General features: G+C 52.9%; 15 protein-coding genes. All 15 read right to left on the bottom strand.

The features are described from left to right. Positions 1-47 precede the first annotated feature (47 nt). Positions 48-689 carry a prepilin-type N-terminal cleavage/methylation domain-containing protein gene (locus EZV72_RS01635; RefSeq protein WP_137165594.1) on the bottom strand — a complete coding sequence of 214 codons (642 nt, stop codon included), beginning with the start codon at positions 687-689 and terminating at the stop codon, positions 48-50. A 27-nt stretch (positions 690-716) separates the two neighbouring features. Then, on the bottom strand, positions 717-1,220 hold the full coding sequence (locus tag EZV72_RS01630) for a hypothetical protein (protein WP_137165593.1): 504 nt from the start codon (positions 1,218-1,220) through the stop codon (positions 717-719). Positions 1,221-1,224: 4 nt separating this feature from the next. Beyond that, positions 1,225-2,451 carry a type II secretion system F family protein gene (locus EZV72_RS01625; RefSeq protein WP_137165592.1) on the bottom strand — a complete coding sequence of 409 codons (1,227 nt, stop codon included), beginning with the start codon at positions 2,449-2,451 and terminating at the stop codon, positions 1,225-1,227. After that, positions 2,438-4,177: a GspE/PulE family protein gene (locus EZV72_RS01620; protein WP_137165591.1), complete on the bottom strand. Its 1,740-nt coding sequence runs from the start codon at positions 4,175-4,177 to the stop codon at positions 2,438-2,440. Before EZV72_RS01620 ends, EZV72_RS01625 begins: the two co-directional genes overlap by 14 nt. Beyond that, on the bottom strand, positions 4,170-5,297 hold the full coding sequence (locus EZV72_RS01615) for a tetratricopeptide repeat protein (protein WP_137165590.1): 1,128 nt from the start codon (positions 5,295-5,297) through the stop codon (positions 4,170-4,172). The genes EZV72_RS01620 and EZV72_RS01615 overlap by 8 nt, the downstream gene beginning before the upstream one ends. Next, a complete protein-coding gene (locus EZV72_RS01610; protein WP_137165589.1) occupies positions 5,294-6,199 on the bottom strand; it encodes an ExeA family protein in 906 nt (301 codons plus the stop codon). The genes EZV72_RS01615 and EZV72_RS01610 overlap by 4 nt, the downstream gene beginning before the upstream one ends. Positions 6,200-6,201: 2 nt before the next feature. Continuing rightward, a complete protein-coding gene (gene mshL / locus EZV72_RS01605; RefSeq protein ID WP_137165588.1) occupies positions 6,202-7,872 on the bottom strand; it encodes a pilus (MSHA type) biogenesis protein MshL in 1,671 nt (556 codons plus the stop codon). A gap of 9 nt (positions 7,873-7,881) precedes the next feature. Then, positions 7,882-8,211, bottom strand: a complete 330-nt coding sequence (locus EZV72_RS01600) for a hypothetical protein (RefSeq protein WP_137165587.1) — start codon at positions 8,209-8,211, stop codon at positions 7,882-7,884. A gap of 10 nt (positions 8,212-8,221) precedes the next feature. Beyond that, positions 8,222-8,866: a type II secretion system protein GspM gene (gene gspM / locus EZV72_RS01595; protein ID WP_137165586.1), complete on the bottom strand. Its 645-nt coding sequence runs from the start codon at positions 8,864-8,866 to the stop codon at positions 8,222-8,224. After that, entirely contained in the window at positions 8,863-9,534 is a 672-nt protein-coding gene (locus tag EZV72_RS01590; protein WP_137165585.1) for a hypothetical protein, read from the bottom strand. Before EZV72_RS01590 ends, gspM begins: the two co-directional genes overlap by 4 nt. Further along, the gene (locus tag EZV72_RS01585) at positions 9,531-10,487 is read right to left on the bottom strand and encodes an MSHA biogenesis protein MshI (RefSeq protein ID WP_137165584.1); all 957 of its coding nucleotides are present in this window, start codon (positions 10,485-10,487) and stop codon (positions 9,531-9,533) included. Before EZV72_RS01585 ends, EZV72_RS01590 begins: the two co-directional genes overlap by 4 nt. A 92-nt stretch (positions 10,488-10,579) precedes the next feature. Next, on the bottom strand, positions 10,580-11,134 hold the full coding sequence (locus EZV72_RS01580) for a histidine phosphatase family protein (protein ID WP_137165583.1): 555 nt from the start codon (positions 11,132-11,134) through the stop codon (positions 10,580-10,582). 72 nt (positions 11,135-11,206) lie between these two features. Next, complete coding sequence (locus EZV72_RS01575) at positions 11,207-13,105, bottom strand: acyltransferase family protein (RefSeq protein ID WP_175405025.1); 1,899 nt, start codon at positions 13,103-13,105, stop codon at positions 11,207-11,209. A 121-nt stretch (positions 13,106-13,226) separates the two neighbouring features. Beyond that, on the bottom strand, positions 13,227-14,474 hold the full coding sequence (locus EZV72_RS01570; RefSeq protein WP_137165581.1) for an MFS transporter: 1,248 nt from the start codon (positions 14,472-14,474) through the stop codon (positions 13,227-13,229). A 178-nt stretch (positions 14,475-14,652) separates the two neighbouring features. Next, the gene (locus tag EZV72_RS01565; protein ID WP_137165580.1) at positions 14,653-17,178 is read right to left on the bottom strand and encodes a glycoside hydrolase family 3 protein; all 2,526 of its coding nucleotides are present in this window, start codon (positions 17,176-17,178) and stop codon (positions 14,653-14,655) included. Between the last annotated feature and the right edge of the window lie 457 nt (positions 17,179-17,635).

Here is a 17,635-nt window from a genome sequence, read left to right as displayed (position 1 = left end):
CTCGCAAAGAGTGTTAGTGCCTTGATAAGTGTAGGCAACAATTGCCTTTAGTTCTGTATGTTTTCGTCACCATTGTTCGTAAAAACAATAACCTGACCTATTCGTGGGTCGTAAACAAACCCATTACCCTGATTACTGTCTGTCGGCTCGGCATTTAAGTTTCTTACCGACTGACTCAGGTAATAAAAACATAAATCGTTACCGCCGGAGCCATTACCCTGAGTCGCCCGGGTAAAATAACGAAATCCTTCAAAGGGCCGGTTACCCCAGCTTGACGATATGGTCGGCGCGCTTTGCATAATCAGGTTAAAAATACTGGCGCAGTCCTGACTGGACATGGCGTTGTCTTCGCTGCTGCCATCATTATCAACATGTCCGGTAGGGTATCCGGTGGCTTTATCCACCCCTACCCGTACTCCATCAAGCGTAACAAAGGTTTGGTTATTACCCTCATTATCCTTTGGTCTAGCTTCCAATTCCCATTGTGCCCGCACCAGCCCGACACCCACGGCAAACCCGCCAGCAACGCCTTCTACCGTGGCATCTTCGGCTTCCTCGGTAACATCCAGAAAGCGCGGAATTGCCACTGCTGCCAACAGGCCTAAAAGCACCACAACGATGACCAGCTCAATCAGGGTAAACCCGGACTGACGGCCAGATGAGGCGGTGGCTCTGACGGTTGTTATCATTGTTATCTCCTGATTCAGCAATTCATGTTAATCACGGAACGTGGTGGTTCCTGTGGCAATGTTGTAGTCAAAATAACTTCCGCCGCTAATGCTGTATCGGCAGACCGGGGCAGTTGCTTTATCCTGTGCAGTGACTTGCATGAAGTCACTGCGTACCCGAAATCCGTCTAGCCGGGCAGGCGTATTTAACAAGACTGACCATAAGCGTTCGCAGGCTTCATCGTTGCTGTCTACCCGGGCCAGGCCCTGGCGGTTAACCTGCAACGGCCGGCGATCGGTTTCGCTGCCCTGCTGATTGTAATGCACCAGCATGATGGCATTAGGCCGGCCCTCGGCCTGCCATTGCCAGCGGGCCTGAGCAGCACTGTCCTGCATCCGGCGGCTCACCTGTTTAAGCAGGCTGCTTTTAAGCTCAGGTTCTGCATTATTGAAATACACCATCAACGCGCCCAACATGCTGATAAACACCAGCAGCACCACCAGATTGGTAAACAGCCGGCGTGATGCCAGCGCCCGTTCTGCTGTTTTCACTGCATCACCCGCCTTTTACCGCGTTCATCATGCCCCACATCGGGGTGAAAATACCCAGCGCCAGCACCAGAACCATGACAGCCACACACACGATCAGAATCGGCTCAATGCGGGCAGTCAGGGTTTTCAGATCATAGTCCACTTCCCGGTCGTAAAACTCCGACACTTCGGCCAGTAATTCATCGACGCGACCGGTTTCCTCGCCAACATTAATCATTTGCATCACCATGGGAGTAAATAAGCCGCTGCTCTGGCTCACCCGGGACAAATTCTCGCCTTTTTCGATGCGCTGACGCATCTCAATGATCTTGTCGCCCATGTATTTGTTATCCACCGCATCGGCCACCAGATTCAGCGCCGCGGTCAGCGGCACTCCCGAGCGCAGCATCATGGAAAAACTACGGCAATAGCGCCCCAGTAACGAGCGGTTAATGATACTGCCCACAATGGGCATGCGCAGTTTCAGCCGGTCCCAGCGCACCCGCCCGGCTTCTGTTTTCACATAATGCTTCAGGCCAAAAAACACGCCGCCAATCACCACCAGCAGCAATGGCCAGTAGTTGATCATAAAATCTGACATACCAATCAGAATCCGGGTCATTAACGGCAGTTCTGCGCCAAACTTGCTGAACATATTGGCAAATTTGGGAATAACAAAAATGTTCATGATGACAAAGGCGCCCACCAGGGCAATCACCACAAACAAGGGATAGCGGGTGGCTGATTTGATTTGCTTGCGGGTTTCCTGTTCCCGCTCCAGATACTCTGCCAGCTGCACAAAAGACTCATCCAGCCGGCCGGTGTTTTCACCCACATGGATGATGCTGACAAACAGCTGGTTAAAGATTTTAGGATGCTGGTTCAGCGCTGAGGAAAAGCTGCGGCCCCGTTCCAGCTGACCAATCACGTCCAGCAAGGCCTCGCGCAAACGCAGGGATGTACAGGACTCAGCCAGTCCACTCACCGCGCGCAGAATAGGAATACCCGCTTTGGTCAGCGAGTACATTTGCCGGCAAAAGATCACCAGGTCGGTCAGTTCCACCGGTGGGGTCAGAAAATGAATTTTTTCTTCACCCCGGGTACTGCCCGCTTCTTTTTGCAGCTGAATTTTTATCGGGGTCACACTGCGCGCCAGCAACATTTTGGCGGCAGTCATCTCATCATTGGCATCAATCACGCCTTCGGTGAGCGTGCCGCCCGCCTCACGCCCGGTAAAACTATACTTCGCCATCGCCCGCCTCCGTGACCGGTGCAGGCTCTGAGCCTGAGTCGGCGACCATTTCTACCAGTTTGAGCACCTCATCCACACTGGTGACACCCATCTTGGCGTAGGTCAGCGCGGCATGAGAGAGCGGACGATAGTATTTACTGTGCCGGGCATGTTCGGCAAATGCCACGGTGTCGTTGGCTTTCAGGGCATTCATCATCTGCTCGGTAAGCTCAAGTAGTTCAAATACCCCGACCCGGCCACGATATCCGGTATGATTGCATTTTTGGCAGCCGGCTCCGCGTTTAAACGTGATGGTGTCGATGCTGCTGTCAATATTGCTCAGCCAGAACCGGCCTTCATCATCCAGGGTGTCATCCACCGTACAATTATCACAAATCCGGCGTACCAGCCGCTGGGCAATGATGCCGCGCAGAGAACTGGCTACCAGATAACCGGGCGCGCCCATATCAATCAGACGAATAGCACTGCTGACCGCATCATTGGTGTGCAGGGTAGAAAGCACCAGGTGTCCGGTCAGTGCGCCGCGCAGACCGATTTCCACCGTTTCCTGATCACGCATCTCCCCGACCATAATAATGTCAGGGTCCTGACGTAGTGTGGTGCGCAGAATATTGGAAAAGGTCAGGTCAATTTTGCTGTTCACCTGCACCTGATTAATCCGCGGCAGACGGTATTCCACCGGATCTTCTGCGGTAATGATTTTACGTTCCGGTTTATTCAGCTCGCTGAGCGCACCATACAGCGTGGTGGTTTTCCCCGAACCGGTCGGCCCGGTTACCAGTATCATGCCATGCGGCCGGTGTAACAGCGTACGAAAGCGGTCCAGTAAGTTAGCTGGCATCCCGGTCTGCTCCAGCGTCAGCAAACCGGCGGACTGGTCCAGCAAACGCATAACCACAGATTCACCGGCATGCACCGGCATGGTAGACAAGCGCACATCGATTCGGTGGCCTTTTACATTCACCTGGGTGCGGCCATCCTGCGGCAAGCGTTTTTCTGAAATATCCAGGCCGGCCATCAGCTTAAGTCGTAGCACCAATGCCGCGGCAATATTTTTTTGCGGAATGATGTTTTCCTGTAAAACCCCGTCCACCCGTTGCCGGATGCGCAGTTGTGTCTCATCCGGCTCTATATGAATATCTGATGCCTTGGCCATCACCGCATCATCAAAAATAGACTGCAACAAGCGGGCAACCGCCGTATCCTGCTCGTTTTCCAGACCCACACTGAGCTCAAAGTCATCACCGGTCTGGTATTCTTCTGCCAGTTCATTGGCAAACGAGGCAATTTCTTCGGTTTTACGATAAAACGCGTCGTAGGCATTAAACAGCTGCGCTTCACTGACCACCGCAATATCAAACGGCTTGGGCAGAATATCTGCCAGATTGTCGGCCGCAGTCAAATCAGCCGGGTCACTCATGGCCACCAGCAACTTATCGCCTTTATCTTCCAGCACCAGTGCCCGGTAACGCCGCGCCTGCACTTCAGGTAACAACTTAACCGCATCAGGGTTAACCTGATAATGGTCGATATCGATCAGCGGTACATTAAGGTGAGCAGACAACAGTTCCAGCAGTTGCTGCTCGGTCACCAGCTGCATCGCAATCAGGGTCGCTCCCAGTTTGCGGCCGGTCTGCCGCTGCTCGGCCAGCGCCGACATCAGCTGCTCTTCTGAAATCAGGTTGCTCTGAACCAGCAGATCGCCCAGACGAATCTTTTTATCCATTGTGTAACTCCTGCAAAGACGCCAGGCGCGATGAGATGTACTGGTGTACAGACGGCGCCAGCTGCTTAAGCGACAGGGCATGCTGATAGGCTGCCTGAGCCACACTGTTCTGATTTTGTTGGTCGGCCACAATACCCAGACCCAGCCACCAGCGGGCGTTTTGGCTATCCTGTGCGACCAGTTGATGATAATCACTCATGGCCTGCGCCAGCCGCCCCTGCTCCTGTGCCAGTGCTGCCCTGAAACTAATATAATCTGTTCCGGGGGCAGCGCTGGCCGGCAGATCATAGAGGCGCTGAAGCGCCTGATCGGGTTCGTTTTGTTTCACCAGCAAACGGGCACTCATTAAACGCACACTGGGGTCTGCAGGATGCAGCCGGATTTGCTTGTCTAAAATGGCCTGTGCCTTGATAACCTGACCTTGTGCATAGTACACCGAGGCCAGCTTTTTGGCCGGTTGCGGATTATTGTCCTCAAGCACCACCAGCTCGCGCAGTAACTGAATGGCCTGAGCCTGTTCGTTGTGCTCCAGTGCAGCGCCTATTTGCATACGTAATGAGTCAGCCATACTTAGCGCCTCGGTGGTGCGGGTCACCGATAACTGTCCTGACGCAGGCACTGTGCTGGTATCTGGCGAGCTGGCCGGCGCAGTTCTGGCAGGTTGTGATTCCGTTAATGCAGGCTGGGCAACCTGAACAACTGGCTGAAACGCCGGTTCTGAGGCCGCGGGCTTAGCATTATTCACTGACGTCAGCGTGGCAGGCTTTGCGACATTCGGGCGACTTGCAGGCTCACTCACAGGCTGCGGTTTGCTGCTATCAGGGGCAGCATCTGTTACCGGCTGAGATGACTCACTGGCATTGACCAGTACCTGCTGGCTAAGCGGAATAATAGCGGGGTTTGTCGATGGCTTAGCCGTAGAAAAATGCCACCAGAAATAACCGGCAGCACCGGTGGCCAGCAGCACCAGCATAGCAATCAGAATCAGACTGATGTGATGAGAACGCCCCGGCGGCTGATACTGGTTGTCTGGCAGCTGACTAGCCTTCTCGTGGGTGCCGGTTTCCTGATGCCTGGCCTGACCGTCCAGGTCGCGCAGCATTTTATTCACCACGCTCATAGACTGACCCCGGAATGCCACAACAAGGCCGCCATCAAAGTCACGCCGAACAGCCCACACAAGGCCGCGGGAATCATCAGGCTAGCCGGTGTGCGGGCTGCCTCGGTATCTTTGGCAGCCAGCCGGATATCTGCCGGGATTACCACAGCACGTCCCTCGCCGTACGCCAGCATCAAGGCTTTATGGCACAGCACATTAACAATTCGCGGAATGCCGCCGCTGGCTTTATACAGCAACTGACAGCAGCGCGGGGTAAACACCGGCGGATTAGCATAGCCGGCTACCTGCATGCGATGCGCCACATACTGAAAAATCTGGTCAGCATCCATCAGTTTTAGCGCATAGCTGAACGTAATACGCTGGCGCAGTTGTCTGAAAGCCGCGCAAGCAAGCTTTTCATCAAGCTCAGGCTGGCCGAATAACACGACCTGTAACAGTTTGCGCGACTCGGTTTCCAGATTGGTCATCAGCCGCAGTGCTTCCATGGTATCGTCCGGTAAAGCCTGTGCTTCATCAATAATTAACACCACACTTTTGTTTTGCTGGTGAATCGCCATCAGTCGTTGCTGAATTTTCTGGGTAAAGGACTGGGCATCAACACTCTCACCCAGCTCAACTTCCAGCTCCGAGGCGACGGCCCGGCGTAAATCCTCAGGGCTGAGCATAGGGTTGGGGATATACGCGGTATGAAAAAAGCCGGGTAATTCGTTGAGCAGTTTGCGGCACAGCAGAGTTTTGCCGGTACCCACTTCGCCGGTGACCTTGATAAACCCCTCGCCGGTTTTCAGTGCGGTCAGCAATACCTCAAGCGCCTCATTATGGCTGGGCAAGCCAAAGTAATAACTGGTATTGGGGGTCAGGGTGAAAGGCAGCTCACGAATGCCGAAGTGGTACAAATACATAGCTACTCCACGTAGAGCCAGTCAGCCATTTGCGCCCGGCTGGCTTCCATCTGAGCCGCCCAGGTTCCCGGCCCTACCACGGTAGGTTTAAGTAAAATGATCAGCTCTTTTTTGACAGTGGTGGCGCGGCGGCTTTTAAACAGATTGCCCAGTACCGGTATATCGCCCAGTAACGGGGTTTTTGATTCAGTATCGACATTGCTGGTCTGCATCAGGCCACCAATTACCACAATTTCACCTGATGCTGCCCGAATCACGGTATCAGATTCACGAATAGTGCTTTGTGCCAGCGGCAATACAATTTGCTCATCGTTGAGGCGCAGCACTTTTTCCTGCTCCTCGGTTTCAATAACCGACGGATGAACGTGCAGCAGCACACTGCCTTTTTCGTCTATCTGCGGGGTGACATCCAGCGCGATACCAGAGAAAAACGGCGTCAGCTCAATATTGGGCACCACTGAGGTGCTGGTGCTGGTGATAGTATTCTGACTGGATACTTCGGTAACAAAGTATTCATCGTCGCCCACTTTGATCACAGCTTTCTGGTTGTTGGTTGCCGTTACCCGCGGGCTCGACAGCACCTGTACATCGCCCTGTGTGGACAACAGCGACAGCACGCCGGAAAAGTCCTCGTTGAGGAATGATAAGCTGGTTACGCCGCCCAGCGCTGAGGTAATCTGGTTGCCAAAGTTGCCGGCGGTAGTGCTGAAATTAAGCTCCGTACTGCCGGCACTGGCAATAATCTGATTCCAGTTGATCCCTTGTTGAAAATCGTCTTTAAGCTCCACTTCCAGAATGCGTGCTTCGAGCACCACCTGACGTTGCAGGTGGGTTTCTGACACTTTAAGAAATGTCTTAATATCCTGAATTTCCTGCGGCAATGCCCTGACTGTCACCAGACCGGCCTGCGGCGTGACAAACACTGCCCGCCCGTTTTCGCTACCCACCATGGCGGTCAGGCTTTCCTTTAACGTGCTCCAGAAGTCAGTTTCAGTGCGGGTATTAATGGCCGTGCCATTGTTATTGGTGCCACCCCCCAGACCGTTAAGGTTACCGCCACCGGCGCTGTTTCCGGTGAAGTTGTTAAACTGATTGCCCTGGGCATTGGTGCCGTTATCATTATTTTGTGATACACCGCCAGAAATAATACTGGTCTGGGTGGAGCCGTCACGCTTCATCAGCAAATAGTTCACGGCGAATGTTTCTGTGCGCATACCGGCCGGGCGCACCTGATACACCGTATCTTTGCGCTGAATATCATAACCGTACAAATCCTGCAGCAGGCCCATCACCTGCGCCATGGTGACCTGCTTCAAACTTAACGAAATGTTGCCGGTGACCTGCGGATGAATGGCAGCGCTAAACGGCGTACCGTCCACCAAAGCGGCAAAAAAAGCACGTACATCAACTTGTTGTGCATCCACATCAAACTTCTGTGGGCCGTACAATGCATCCGGCCCGCTTAGCGTGGAGGCCGGCTGACTCATCAGCGCCTGCGCCACGTCGGCCGGTATGGTCAGGGTTGCGGCAGGTGTAGCTGAATCAGGTGCCGGGGTGGCTGCATCCATCATTTGCTGTTTTAAATCGCGCTCAACCGGTGATTCAGCGGGCGTAGACTGGCAGGCTGCGAGCAGTGCGGCACTGATCAATGTAACGGCATATCGGTAAGTCATTGATGGCCTCTAATAAGAATTGGAAACATTGCGCTTAACCGGCTGACTGGTTGCCAGGGATAAACGGTGCTGCTGATGCGTGTGCGGGAGCAAAATGGTGACCGCAGAAGGCTCAATGCTGAGCACTTTGGCTTCATCCACGGACTCACCGGGACGTACCGCCTGACCATTCACCACCGCCCGCATCTCGGTAGCCGTAGAAAATATCGCACTGACCTGCCATTTAGAGGCGATAACCTGCTGGTTACTGCTTTGGGCTCTGGCTGCTACCGGACGGGTAGGATCAAACTCTTCGCGTACCTGCGCCTGGGCCAGATAAGAAACAAACAGAACCAACATAAAAAGTGTTCTAGTTAACACGGATAAAAGCCTCATCGGTACTTAACGTATAAATATGCAGTGTTACCAGCGCCTGCGGGTAGTCACTGACTTCGTAGCGCAGAGTTCGCCAGTAAAGGGCATCCTCACCCTGCTCAACCTCTTGTAAAAAATTTCTGACCGCAAAGTAATTGCCGGAAAAGGTCAGCGTCAGACCATGTTCATACAGGGCTGTGCCCTGCATTTTTGGGTTGTCCTTAAATAAATTGATCACGGGTAACGAGCGCATTTCCTGTAATGACAACCGCCCGGCCCGGTTGAACAGACGCTTCATCACCGATGGCATCTGCACCGGGTCAACCAGCTCGCTCAGTTCATCGGCAAACCGGATTCCCAGATCGTGCTGACGCTGCTCAAGTCTGGCTATCTGGGCTTTTAACGGCGTATCGGGGTCATCTTTTAGCGCATCAGTAAATAGCGCCACCTGCTGCTGCAGATTTGTCATCCGGGCCTGCTCACTGGCCAGCGCTACTTCCAGCTGATTTTTTTGTTTAGCGACCGGTTCCACTAAAAAGGTAAATCCAAGTAACAGCACACATACCAGAGTGGCACCGGCAATCAGGTATTTTTCTCGGGCCGACATGGCCACAAACCGCGCATTCCATTGTTGAATCATGGCTGCCTCTCGGCCTGTCTGGCGGCGGTCGCCCCGGCCAGACTATTGGCAATGTCGGCAGGTTCTGAAGCAGACCCTGGCGTAGGTGTTACCCGGGCAGTATCCAGTTCAAACCGCAGGTGCTCGTCAATACGATATACCGTTGCAGTATCAAATGATTTACCCTGAAAAGACTCAGCCTGGGCCAGCCCGGCCAGCCATACCGGCACGGTCTCGGCCTGATTCACGCTGCCTTGCAGGCGCATTTCCTGTTCATCTACTTCAATCAGCTCCAACCATAACCCCGGCTGGTGACGAGCAGCCAGATCACTTAGCAGACCGGCAAAACCCTGTTCACGAATAGCATCCCGGCGGCTTAACTCTGTCAGTAGTAGTTGCTGGCTGGTCAGCTGGTTTTGCATGCGGGTAACCATAGCCTGAAGTGCCGGGTCCGGCTTACGATTCGTCAGGGTGGTCTGTAATTGTGCAATCTGCTGCTCAAGCATTTCGTTGCTATTAGACAGCTCACTGGTCTGGCGTGACAGTGTGCTGACCGCTGACTGCTGCAGCACCCAGTACAAAATCATCGAAGCAACGATCAGCCCGGTCACAACCAGTAAACTGTGCAGCGATACCACCTCAAGGCGCGGGGCAAAGGCTTTGGAATAAAGATTAACCCGGGACTTCATGACGCCTCTCCAACAGTGGCAGCCGGCTCACTTTTAACCCGGGCAGGCGCCAGAGCAGCGCCAAGACTGATAAAGTTTAGTTTGTTCAATGCTGTATCGGCAGCACTGACCGGCGGCTCCAGTACCGTTACCGTGGCGCCGGTGCCTTGTTGAATTTGCCCGGCCAGCAGCGCCTGGTGAGGACTGTTCAAACGGATAAATATTTGTCGGATCGGGGCCTGACGCAGCTGACTTTCAAAGTAATCCATGGAGCGCTGTACCTGCACGCTCAGTGAGTCCAGAATTCCCATCTGCAGTTCTTCGGGTGAGAAACCGGGCAGGTTTTCAAATCCTTTTAAACGGCGCGACACATACAGATGGCCGTCTTTCACCACCGACAGCACCACTTCTTCGTTACCTTCCTGAATCACGGTAATACAGGGGGTGGCAGAGGCCGGAAGTAAGTCACAGTAAGCCAGCTCTTCAATCGTAATACCGGTCAGACGCAGGCCGGCCTGAAACACGGCCAGACTGGTTTTCTCAATTTCACGCTCGTCGATAGCAATAAGATTGACTTTGTGTGCACCGGCGACCGGCACCGGCATATCAAAGTAGTCCATCACAAATGGCTTATCGCCTTCGACCAGATCTTTTACCTGCCAGGTCAGCGCCTGGTGCAGTTCATTATCTTCCACATCGGGTTTATCAACCTGTAAGTGCTGAAACCAGTGCAGTGAGAACGCGACATAAGCCGGCGTGCCCTGTAACTTATGCTGGGTAACCCACTTATTGAGCTGCTTTGCCCACTTGGTATATGCCACAGTGTGTTCGAAAAACACGCTGATCACATCGGCCTGCTTTTTCAATGCACAAAAAGTCACGGTGTCCGGGGTAATCGCAATTCCCAGCGAGAAGTAATCTGATTTTGGCTGAAACTTGCGCTTCAGGTAGTCACGCCAACCAATCTGCATCATAAACGGTAGTTAATTTTTTCTTAGTTTAAACAGAGGCATACTATTGACTCCATTAGACTTAGGATGGTTTTTTCACACAATCTGCATCCTGCTTATGTTGTTAAGTGTAGTCGAATTGCACCCCAGTACCGGTAATCTTTAGTCGAACTACGCCAGCCCTGTTTTTTCAGATAATGCATCATCATACGACTGGTCATGCCGTGGCCGAACAGCGCAATTTTCGGGTGTGCCGAACTGTGCTTAACGATCAGGTTAACGGCGTCTTTAGCGCGAACTTTAGCGTCGGCAAAAGATTCAAAATTTCCGGCTTTGCCTAACATCCATAAAAAACGGTTCAGATAGACCCAGGACCAGGCGTTCAGGGTCAGTGGCAGACGGTAGTAGGGGATGTCCATTTCATTGAAACAGGCATTGTAGTGGTTAACGGGTAAGGAGGTGTATTTTGCGGCGGACAAGCGGGCCCGGTGCAGATCGCTGCACATAATGTAGTAACCGCGCAAATCCAGTTGCTCATGTGGGGCGCTTTGATGATGAAGATCAGCGCGGTTGTAATCGCGCACCCAGCGCAAAAAGCCGGGGGCATTAAGCGCCTGATTGTTTTCAGATGCTGGCCGGCCGTGCCGGATAAACAAGATTTCCCGTTCCATGTGCTCTTTTTCCTAAAAACCAGTGGGTTATATAGCACATGGAACAAAATGTACGAAATGCATTAGCTGTTGTTAATGTTGACCAGCCAGCTCATCCGGTAAGAGCTCAACCAGCTTACGTGCGCCCGTCATCGACGGGTGATTATTATCAAAATACAGCGATTTTCCCTTATCTATCACATAGCAGTTCTGCTGTTCACAAAATGCTTTTGTCGGGTCCAGCAAGGTCACGTTGTCAGGGTACGTTTGCCGGGAAAAATGGGCCAGAACCGCTTTGTTTCGTTGCTGATAATACGTCATGCTGGTACCTGTGATCTGGTCTGCTACCTCACCTTTGGCATAATGATAAGCCAATACCGCCGGCGCACTTTTGCCAATTTCTGGTACCGGCAGCATCACATACACATGTTGTTTAACGCTGGCCAGCTTTTCAATCACTGTGTCCAGCGAGCCCATCACCCGGGCAGTCCGCTCGGGTTTATGCTGGTCTGGCAGTGCCGGATAAGAAGGAGCATGGTCGCCAAATAAACTCCAGGAATAGCGGTGATTAATCAGTACCGACTGAATCCGCTCATCATTCAGTATGTCCTGCACCGCGTCTTTATACCAGGCCGAGCATTTACTGTTACCGGGCGTATCCAGCTGCTGCGGTGCGCAGCCAGAAAAACTGTAATGTTTGAGACTTTCTCCACGAACATCCAGTTTTTCTGCCAGGGCATAGGCAATCTCTACCGTATGGCTGTCACCAAATACCGCCCAGGTCACATTGTCGTTAAGGTACTCGCAGGCATCGTGAGGGTTCTGATACTCATTAACATGACACTTATCGCGCAGCGGACTGAACTCCACAGATTTGATCATCGCCTGCATAGCAGGGTCAAACCGCTGAACCAGCCCCTGACCAGACAACACGGTGATTCCCACCACCAGCATCAGGGCGGCCATCCAGACTGGTTTGGCCCGCCAGGTCGCAAACACACTGCTCACTCGTTGCCATTTAATATTTTCCACCAGCCGGTAACTCAGCCAGCCCAGCAGAACCGACAGTACCAGCCCGGGTACCCACCAGTAACTGATATCATAGCGATAACCGAATACCACGACCGGCCAGTGCCACAAGTAAATGGAATAAGACCAGCGACCCAGCGGCTGAAACACAGCATTGTTGGTAAACACACTGTTTTGCTGGGCAGCCAGAATAACCAGGTAGGTTCCCAGAACCGGAATGATGGCCAGTGAGCCCGGCCAGGGATTGCTTTCGCTGACCGTGGCATAGGCCACCACAATCAGCGCAATGCCGACCAAATTAGTTACTCGCTGGCGCTGACCGGTCATCACCACCGGAAATAAATAAGCCAGACCACCAAACATCAGCTCCCAGGCGCGGGTGGCCAGTAAATAATATGATGCACTGGGCCACAGGGCTGAGGTCACCGCACTGTAGATAAACCCGGCGACGGTCAGGCCCAGTACCAGCCATTTAAGCCTGGCCACGCCCAACAGCCGGGTGAAAGCGAGCAATATCAGCGGGTAAATCAGATAAAACTGCCATTCAACCGACAGCGACCAGCTGTGCAACAGCCATTTTTCATGCGACGACGCATCAAAATAGCCCGCTTCCATCCAGTACACAAAATTTGACAGAAAACTGACACTGCCGGCCACATGTTTGCCCAGCGCCGCGTACTCATCCGGCAACAGATAAACCCATCCGAACAGCATAAGTACCGCACACACTGCCGCCAGTGCCGGAATAATTCGATTGGCTCTGGCCATATAAAACTGCCAGGTGCTGAAGCTGTCTTTTTCCAGTCCGCGGCAGATGATACTGGTCATCAGAAAGCCGGAGATCACAAAAAATACATCGACACCGGCAAAGCCGCCGGGCAGCCACTGAGGATTAAAATGAAAGACCACCACAGCGATCACTGCGATGGCCCGTAAACCGTTTATATCGTATCTGAAATTCAAAATGCTACGCCGGACAGCTACTCTGTGAGCAGTGCATTAATACACTGCTACAGGATTGTTAAACTATTAACTAAAATACAGAGTTATGACGTTTCGGGTTCACCTTCAGGCGCCAGAGATATCAGGTGTCGGCCGTCCCGGAGGATGACGGAGCAACTTCTTGGGTGCCAGCCGGACGTAGTTCAGGTAACAGCACATTCCGGCCAACCCGGGTACCCAGCAGGGCCTGAGCCAGACTGATAACCACACACAAACCCAGCGCCCAGCTCCAGCCGCCAGTGTAATCATAAATAGCGCCCAGCAAAAAGGGGCCTGCCGCGGCTACACAGTAGCCGGTGGTCTGCGCGGCGCTGGACATTGACGCCGCCTGATCAGAATCCCGGGTACGCAGTCCGATAAACGACAGTGCCAGAATAAAGTTCGCGCCAATACCAAAGCCCAGTAGCGCGGCCCACACATATGCCAGCGACGGCGCCAGCATTATGCCGATAAACCCGGCCAGGTTCACACAGGTCATGGTAAGGGAAATGCCGCGCTGATCATCGAAGCGGGCCATGGCCGGAACAATAATAAACCCGGGCAAGGCACTGGCCAGTTGCATCACACCATGGATTGATCCGGCCTGTGAGGCGCTAAACCCGCTTTCACTGACAATACCGGGCAACCAGCTGACCACCGCATAATATAAAAATGCGTTACAGCCAAAAAAGCCACAAATCTGCCAGGTCAGCAGGGCTTTGAAGATAGGCCCAGCCCCCTGCGAACGGCCCTGCTCCGGGGCCTGCTGCTTTTTACGCGGAATCTGTTTGAGCCATAATAGTGCAGATACTACCGGCATAATGATCATGGCCATCAGCGAAAACTGCCAGCCGCCCCAGCCATCCACTGCCGACAGTGGAATAACTAGTGCAGACCAGGCGGCGGCCATCACGCCCATCGCCAGCACATAGGCGGATGTCAGCAGGGCAATATGATTAGGAAAACGCAGCTTGACCACACCCGGCAATAATACATTACCGGCAGCAATCCCGGCGCCTATCAGTACCGTACCGCCAAATAACGGGGCCAGCCCGCCCAGCGAACGTACCCCGATGCCCAGCGCAATCACAATCAGCGAGAGCAGCATGGTCCGCTCCATACCCAGCCGGCGTGACAGGCGGGGTACCAGCGGCGATACCAGCATAAAGATAATCAGCGGCAGGGTAATCAGCAGTCCGGCGGTGGACGAGGTGACCTGCAATGCCTGCTGAATATCAGACATCAGTGGCGCTACACCGGTAAACGGGGCGCGTAGGTTGGTGGCAACGAGCAGGACACCAATAAAAAGCATCACCGGAAAGCCGGTTTGTGCTGCAGAGCGAGCGTTCATAAAAAGAAGACTACTTTACTTCAGAGTTTCAGACAGGCGCGTATTGTACTCACCTGCCATCAGGTTGCACCTGTTTGTCGATGAAAAAACCTCCATAGAAGGTACATAAGAAACGTTATTTTTTGTAAAAATCTTACAGATACAAAAAAGGCCCTGACAGACAGGGCCTTAGCGTCGGTTAGTCAGCGCATGGCGTATCCGGTTCAGCGTCTGGCTCAATGCGAATGTCAGACATGCTAAACTGCACGGATTGCTCGCTGTGCAGCGCCAGTACCGTGAACACGTCCCTGAACGATGCGCCGCGCTCAGCAAAACAGCGAGCCGGAATGCGCACGGTTTGCCACTTGGTCGTAGACTCAGCATAGTCACTCAGGCGCAGATGATTGCTGCACTGCTCCTGACAGGCCAGGCCAACATCAGGCGCATGGTCCGGATCATCCAGCTGAATATCCATGACCAGGGCAGCCTGGTCAGTATTATAATCACGCAAATCTTCAGGGAACTGCGCGCTAAACCGCACACTGGCCGGCTGTTTAATATGGATAGCCAGCGAGTCTTCCTGCACATTACGATCGGCAGTACGAATACTGGCCACATCATTGTCCAGTGTGTTACTGGTCATCGCCGTAGTACTTTCCTGACTGCTAACCACCAGATTCCAGCCATTCTGGAAGTCGCGGACAAAAATATTATGGGTCAGCACCAGATCATCACCCGCGCCGGCTGACTCTGCTAATGGCTGAGTCAGCGGGTCCGGCTGGCCATATTGCAAGCCATAACCATAGGCAAACTGGGGCTTCTGGCCATCTCCTTTATTGACAACCTGAGTGGGAGTGGCCGGCCATGAGAAAGACAGTTTACCCTGCATCGGATATTCAGCTTCACCCTGCGCATTGGTAAATAACACATCTGCCACTCCCTGCCCTTCGGTGCCAGGCAACCAGGCGACAACAAATGCGTCACTGGCGTTAATTTCAGGATTGGTCCATAACGGCCGGCCTGTGATAAATACGGCCACCGTGGGTACACCCTGTTCCTTCAGGGATTTCAGCAAGGCCAGATCCTGCTTTTCACCGCGCTGGTACTCCAGGTTGGATAAATCCCCGTTGCCTTCTGCGTATGGCTCTTCACCAAATACCACAATGGCCACATCCGGACGGGCATCAAAACTGCCGTCTACGGACAGGGTTGCGGAGCCGCCAGCGGCTGTTACCGCCTGCTTAATACCGCTGAAAATCGACGTAGCCCCCGGAAAATCCTCGTTTTTATTGCCTGTTCCCTGCCAGGTAATAGACCAGCCACCAGACTGTTTACCAATATTGTCGGCCGCATCACCGGCCACCAGAATGTTCGCTGCCGGGGACAGCGGCAGCAGGTTATCACTGTTTTTCAGCATAACCAGAGACTTGCGAACCGCTTCCCGGGCAATATCCCGGTGCGCCTGTGCGCCGATTATCTGTGCATTGGCAGATAATTTCCGGTTAGCCGGCGACGGTTGCTCGAATAAACCGGTTCTTACTTTGACCCTTAGTACACGGCGCACGGCATCATCGAGTCGGCTTATGGGAATGACACCGCTTTTCACCTGCGCAATGGTATTTTCAAGCAGCGGTTTCCAGGCCCCGGTTGGCACCATATACACATCCAGTCCGGCATTGAGCGCCTGCGGACAATCTTCATTTGTGCAGCCTTCGATTTGGCCGTGACCATTCCAGTCGCCTACCACAAACCCGTCAAAGCCCATTTTGTCTTTTAAAACATCGGTCAGCAGATATTTGCTGCCATGAATTTTTTCTCCATGCCAGCTGTTAAATGACGCCATCACTGACTGCGCGCCCGCATTGAGCCCCTGTACATAGCCCTGCGCATGAATATCGAATAAGGTTTTTTCGTCCGCGCGGTTATCTCCCTGGTCGTCCCCCAGGTGTGTGCCGCCATCACCGATAAAATGTTTTACCGTAGAGACCACATGCTCATCATCGATATGGCCATCGCTGATATCACCCTGCATACCGGTGACTACCGCTCTGGCATATTCACCCACTACCTCGGGATCTTCAGAATACGCTTCATAGGTACGCCCCCAGCGATCATCGCGGGCAACCGCTACTGTGGGTGCAAAAATCCAGTCGATACCGGTTGCCCTGACCTCTTTGGCGGTGGCTTCGGCAATTTTGCCAACCAGTGGCGCGTCACGCATCGCGCCCAGACCGATGTTATGCGGGAATAAGGTTGCGCCAATGACATTGTTGTGTCCGTGAACAGCATCAGTGCCCCACATGGTAGGAATGGCGCTGCCATCCAGCGAGTCATCTACCGATGCCTGATACATAGCCTCGGCCAGTGCTACCCACTCTTGCATGGTTGCATGTTTATTACCGCCGGGGAACGAGCCTCCGCCGTTAAGGTAAGAACCAAAACCATACCGGCGCATATCCTCAACCGTCACATCACGGATTTCTGGCTGCATGATCTGGGCAACTTTCTGCTCCAGCGTCATATCAGATAACAGTGCGTTTACCCGGGCTTCCACCTCAGCCTGATTCGCGGTGTCGTAGCGAACCTCTGGCCAGAAATCCGGCACCTTGTCTGCCTGCTGCGCAGCACTGCCAGTATCATTTAAAGCCGTATTGTCAGACTGGCAACCGGCCAGAATCAGGGCAGCCGCCATGGCTGTCAGCGACGGTTTAAAAACAGATTTCATGATTGTTCTCCGATCGGTAGCAGTATCGTCAACAGGCTGAAAAGTCTGCCTGGGTGGTGATGACGCTCAGAATAAACCGTGATTCAGAGCCACGGTTAATATTCATACCATGTTAATAGCTTGTGGCAGTATAGAGACTCACCGACGAAATGCAAGCGCTTACATTTTACATTTATGATGCATTTCTGCTTTGTTTTCTCAAACCCAGAATACAGCCTCACATAACTCAAAGCGCATCAATGCAGATAACAATCGAGCCTAAGTACCTCTAAAAGCCTGAAATTACTACCGGACATAAGGATGTGAAAAAATTTTGTCAGGCAGGTGATGAATCTTTGTAACAAAGCAAGCAGTACGAAATTTAATCTTTAACAAAGTGAAAACACTTGAATTACATTAGCGGGCAAAGTAAATTAATATGAAAGCGCTTACAAATATGTAACAGGCTGTCATAGCG

It is taken from the genome of Salinimonas lutimaris, assembly GCF_005222225.1.
GTDB lineage: Bacteria > Pseudomonadota > Gammaproteobacteria > Enterobacterales > Alteromonadaceae > Alteromonas > Alteromonas lutimaris.
This window is presented reverse-complemented; position numbering and strand designations above follow the sequence as displayed.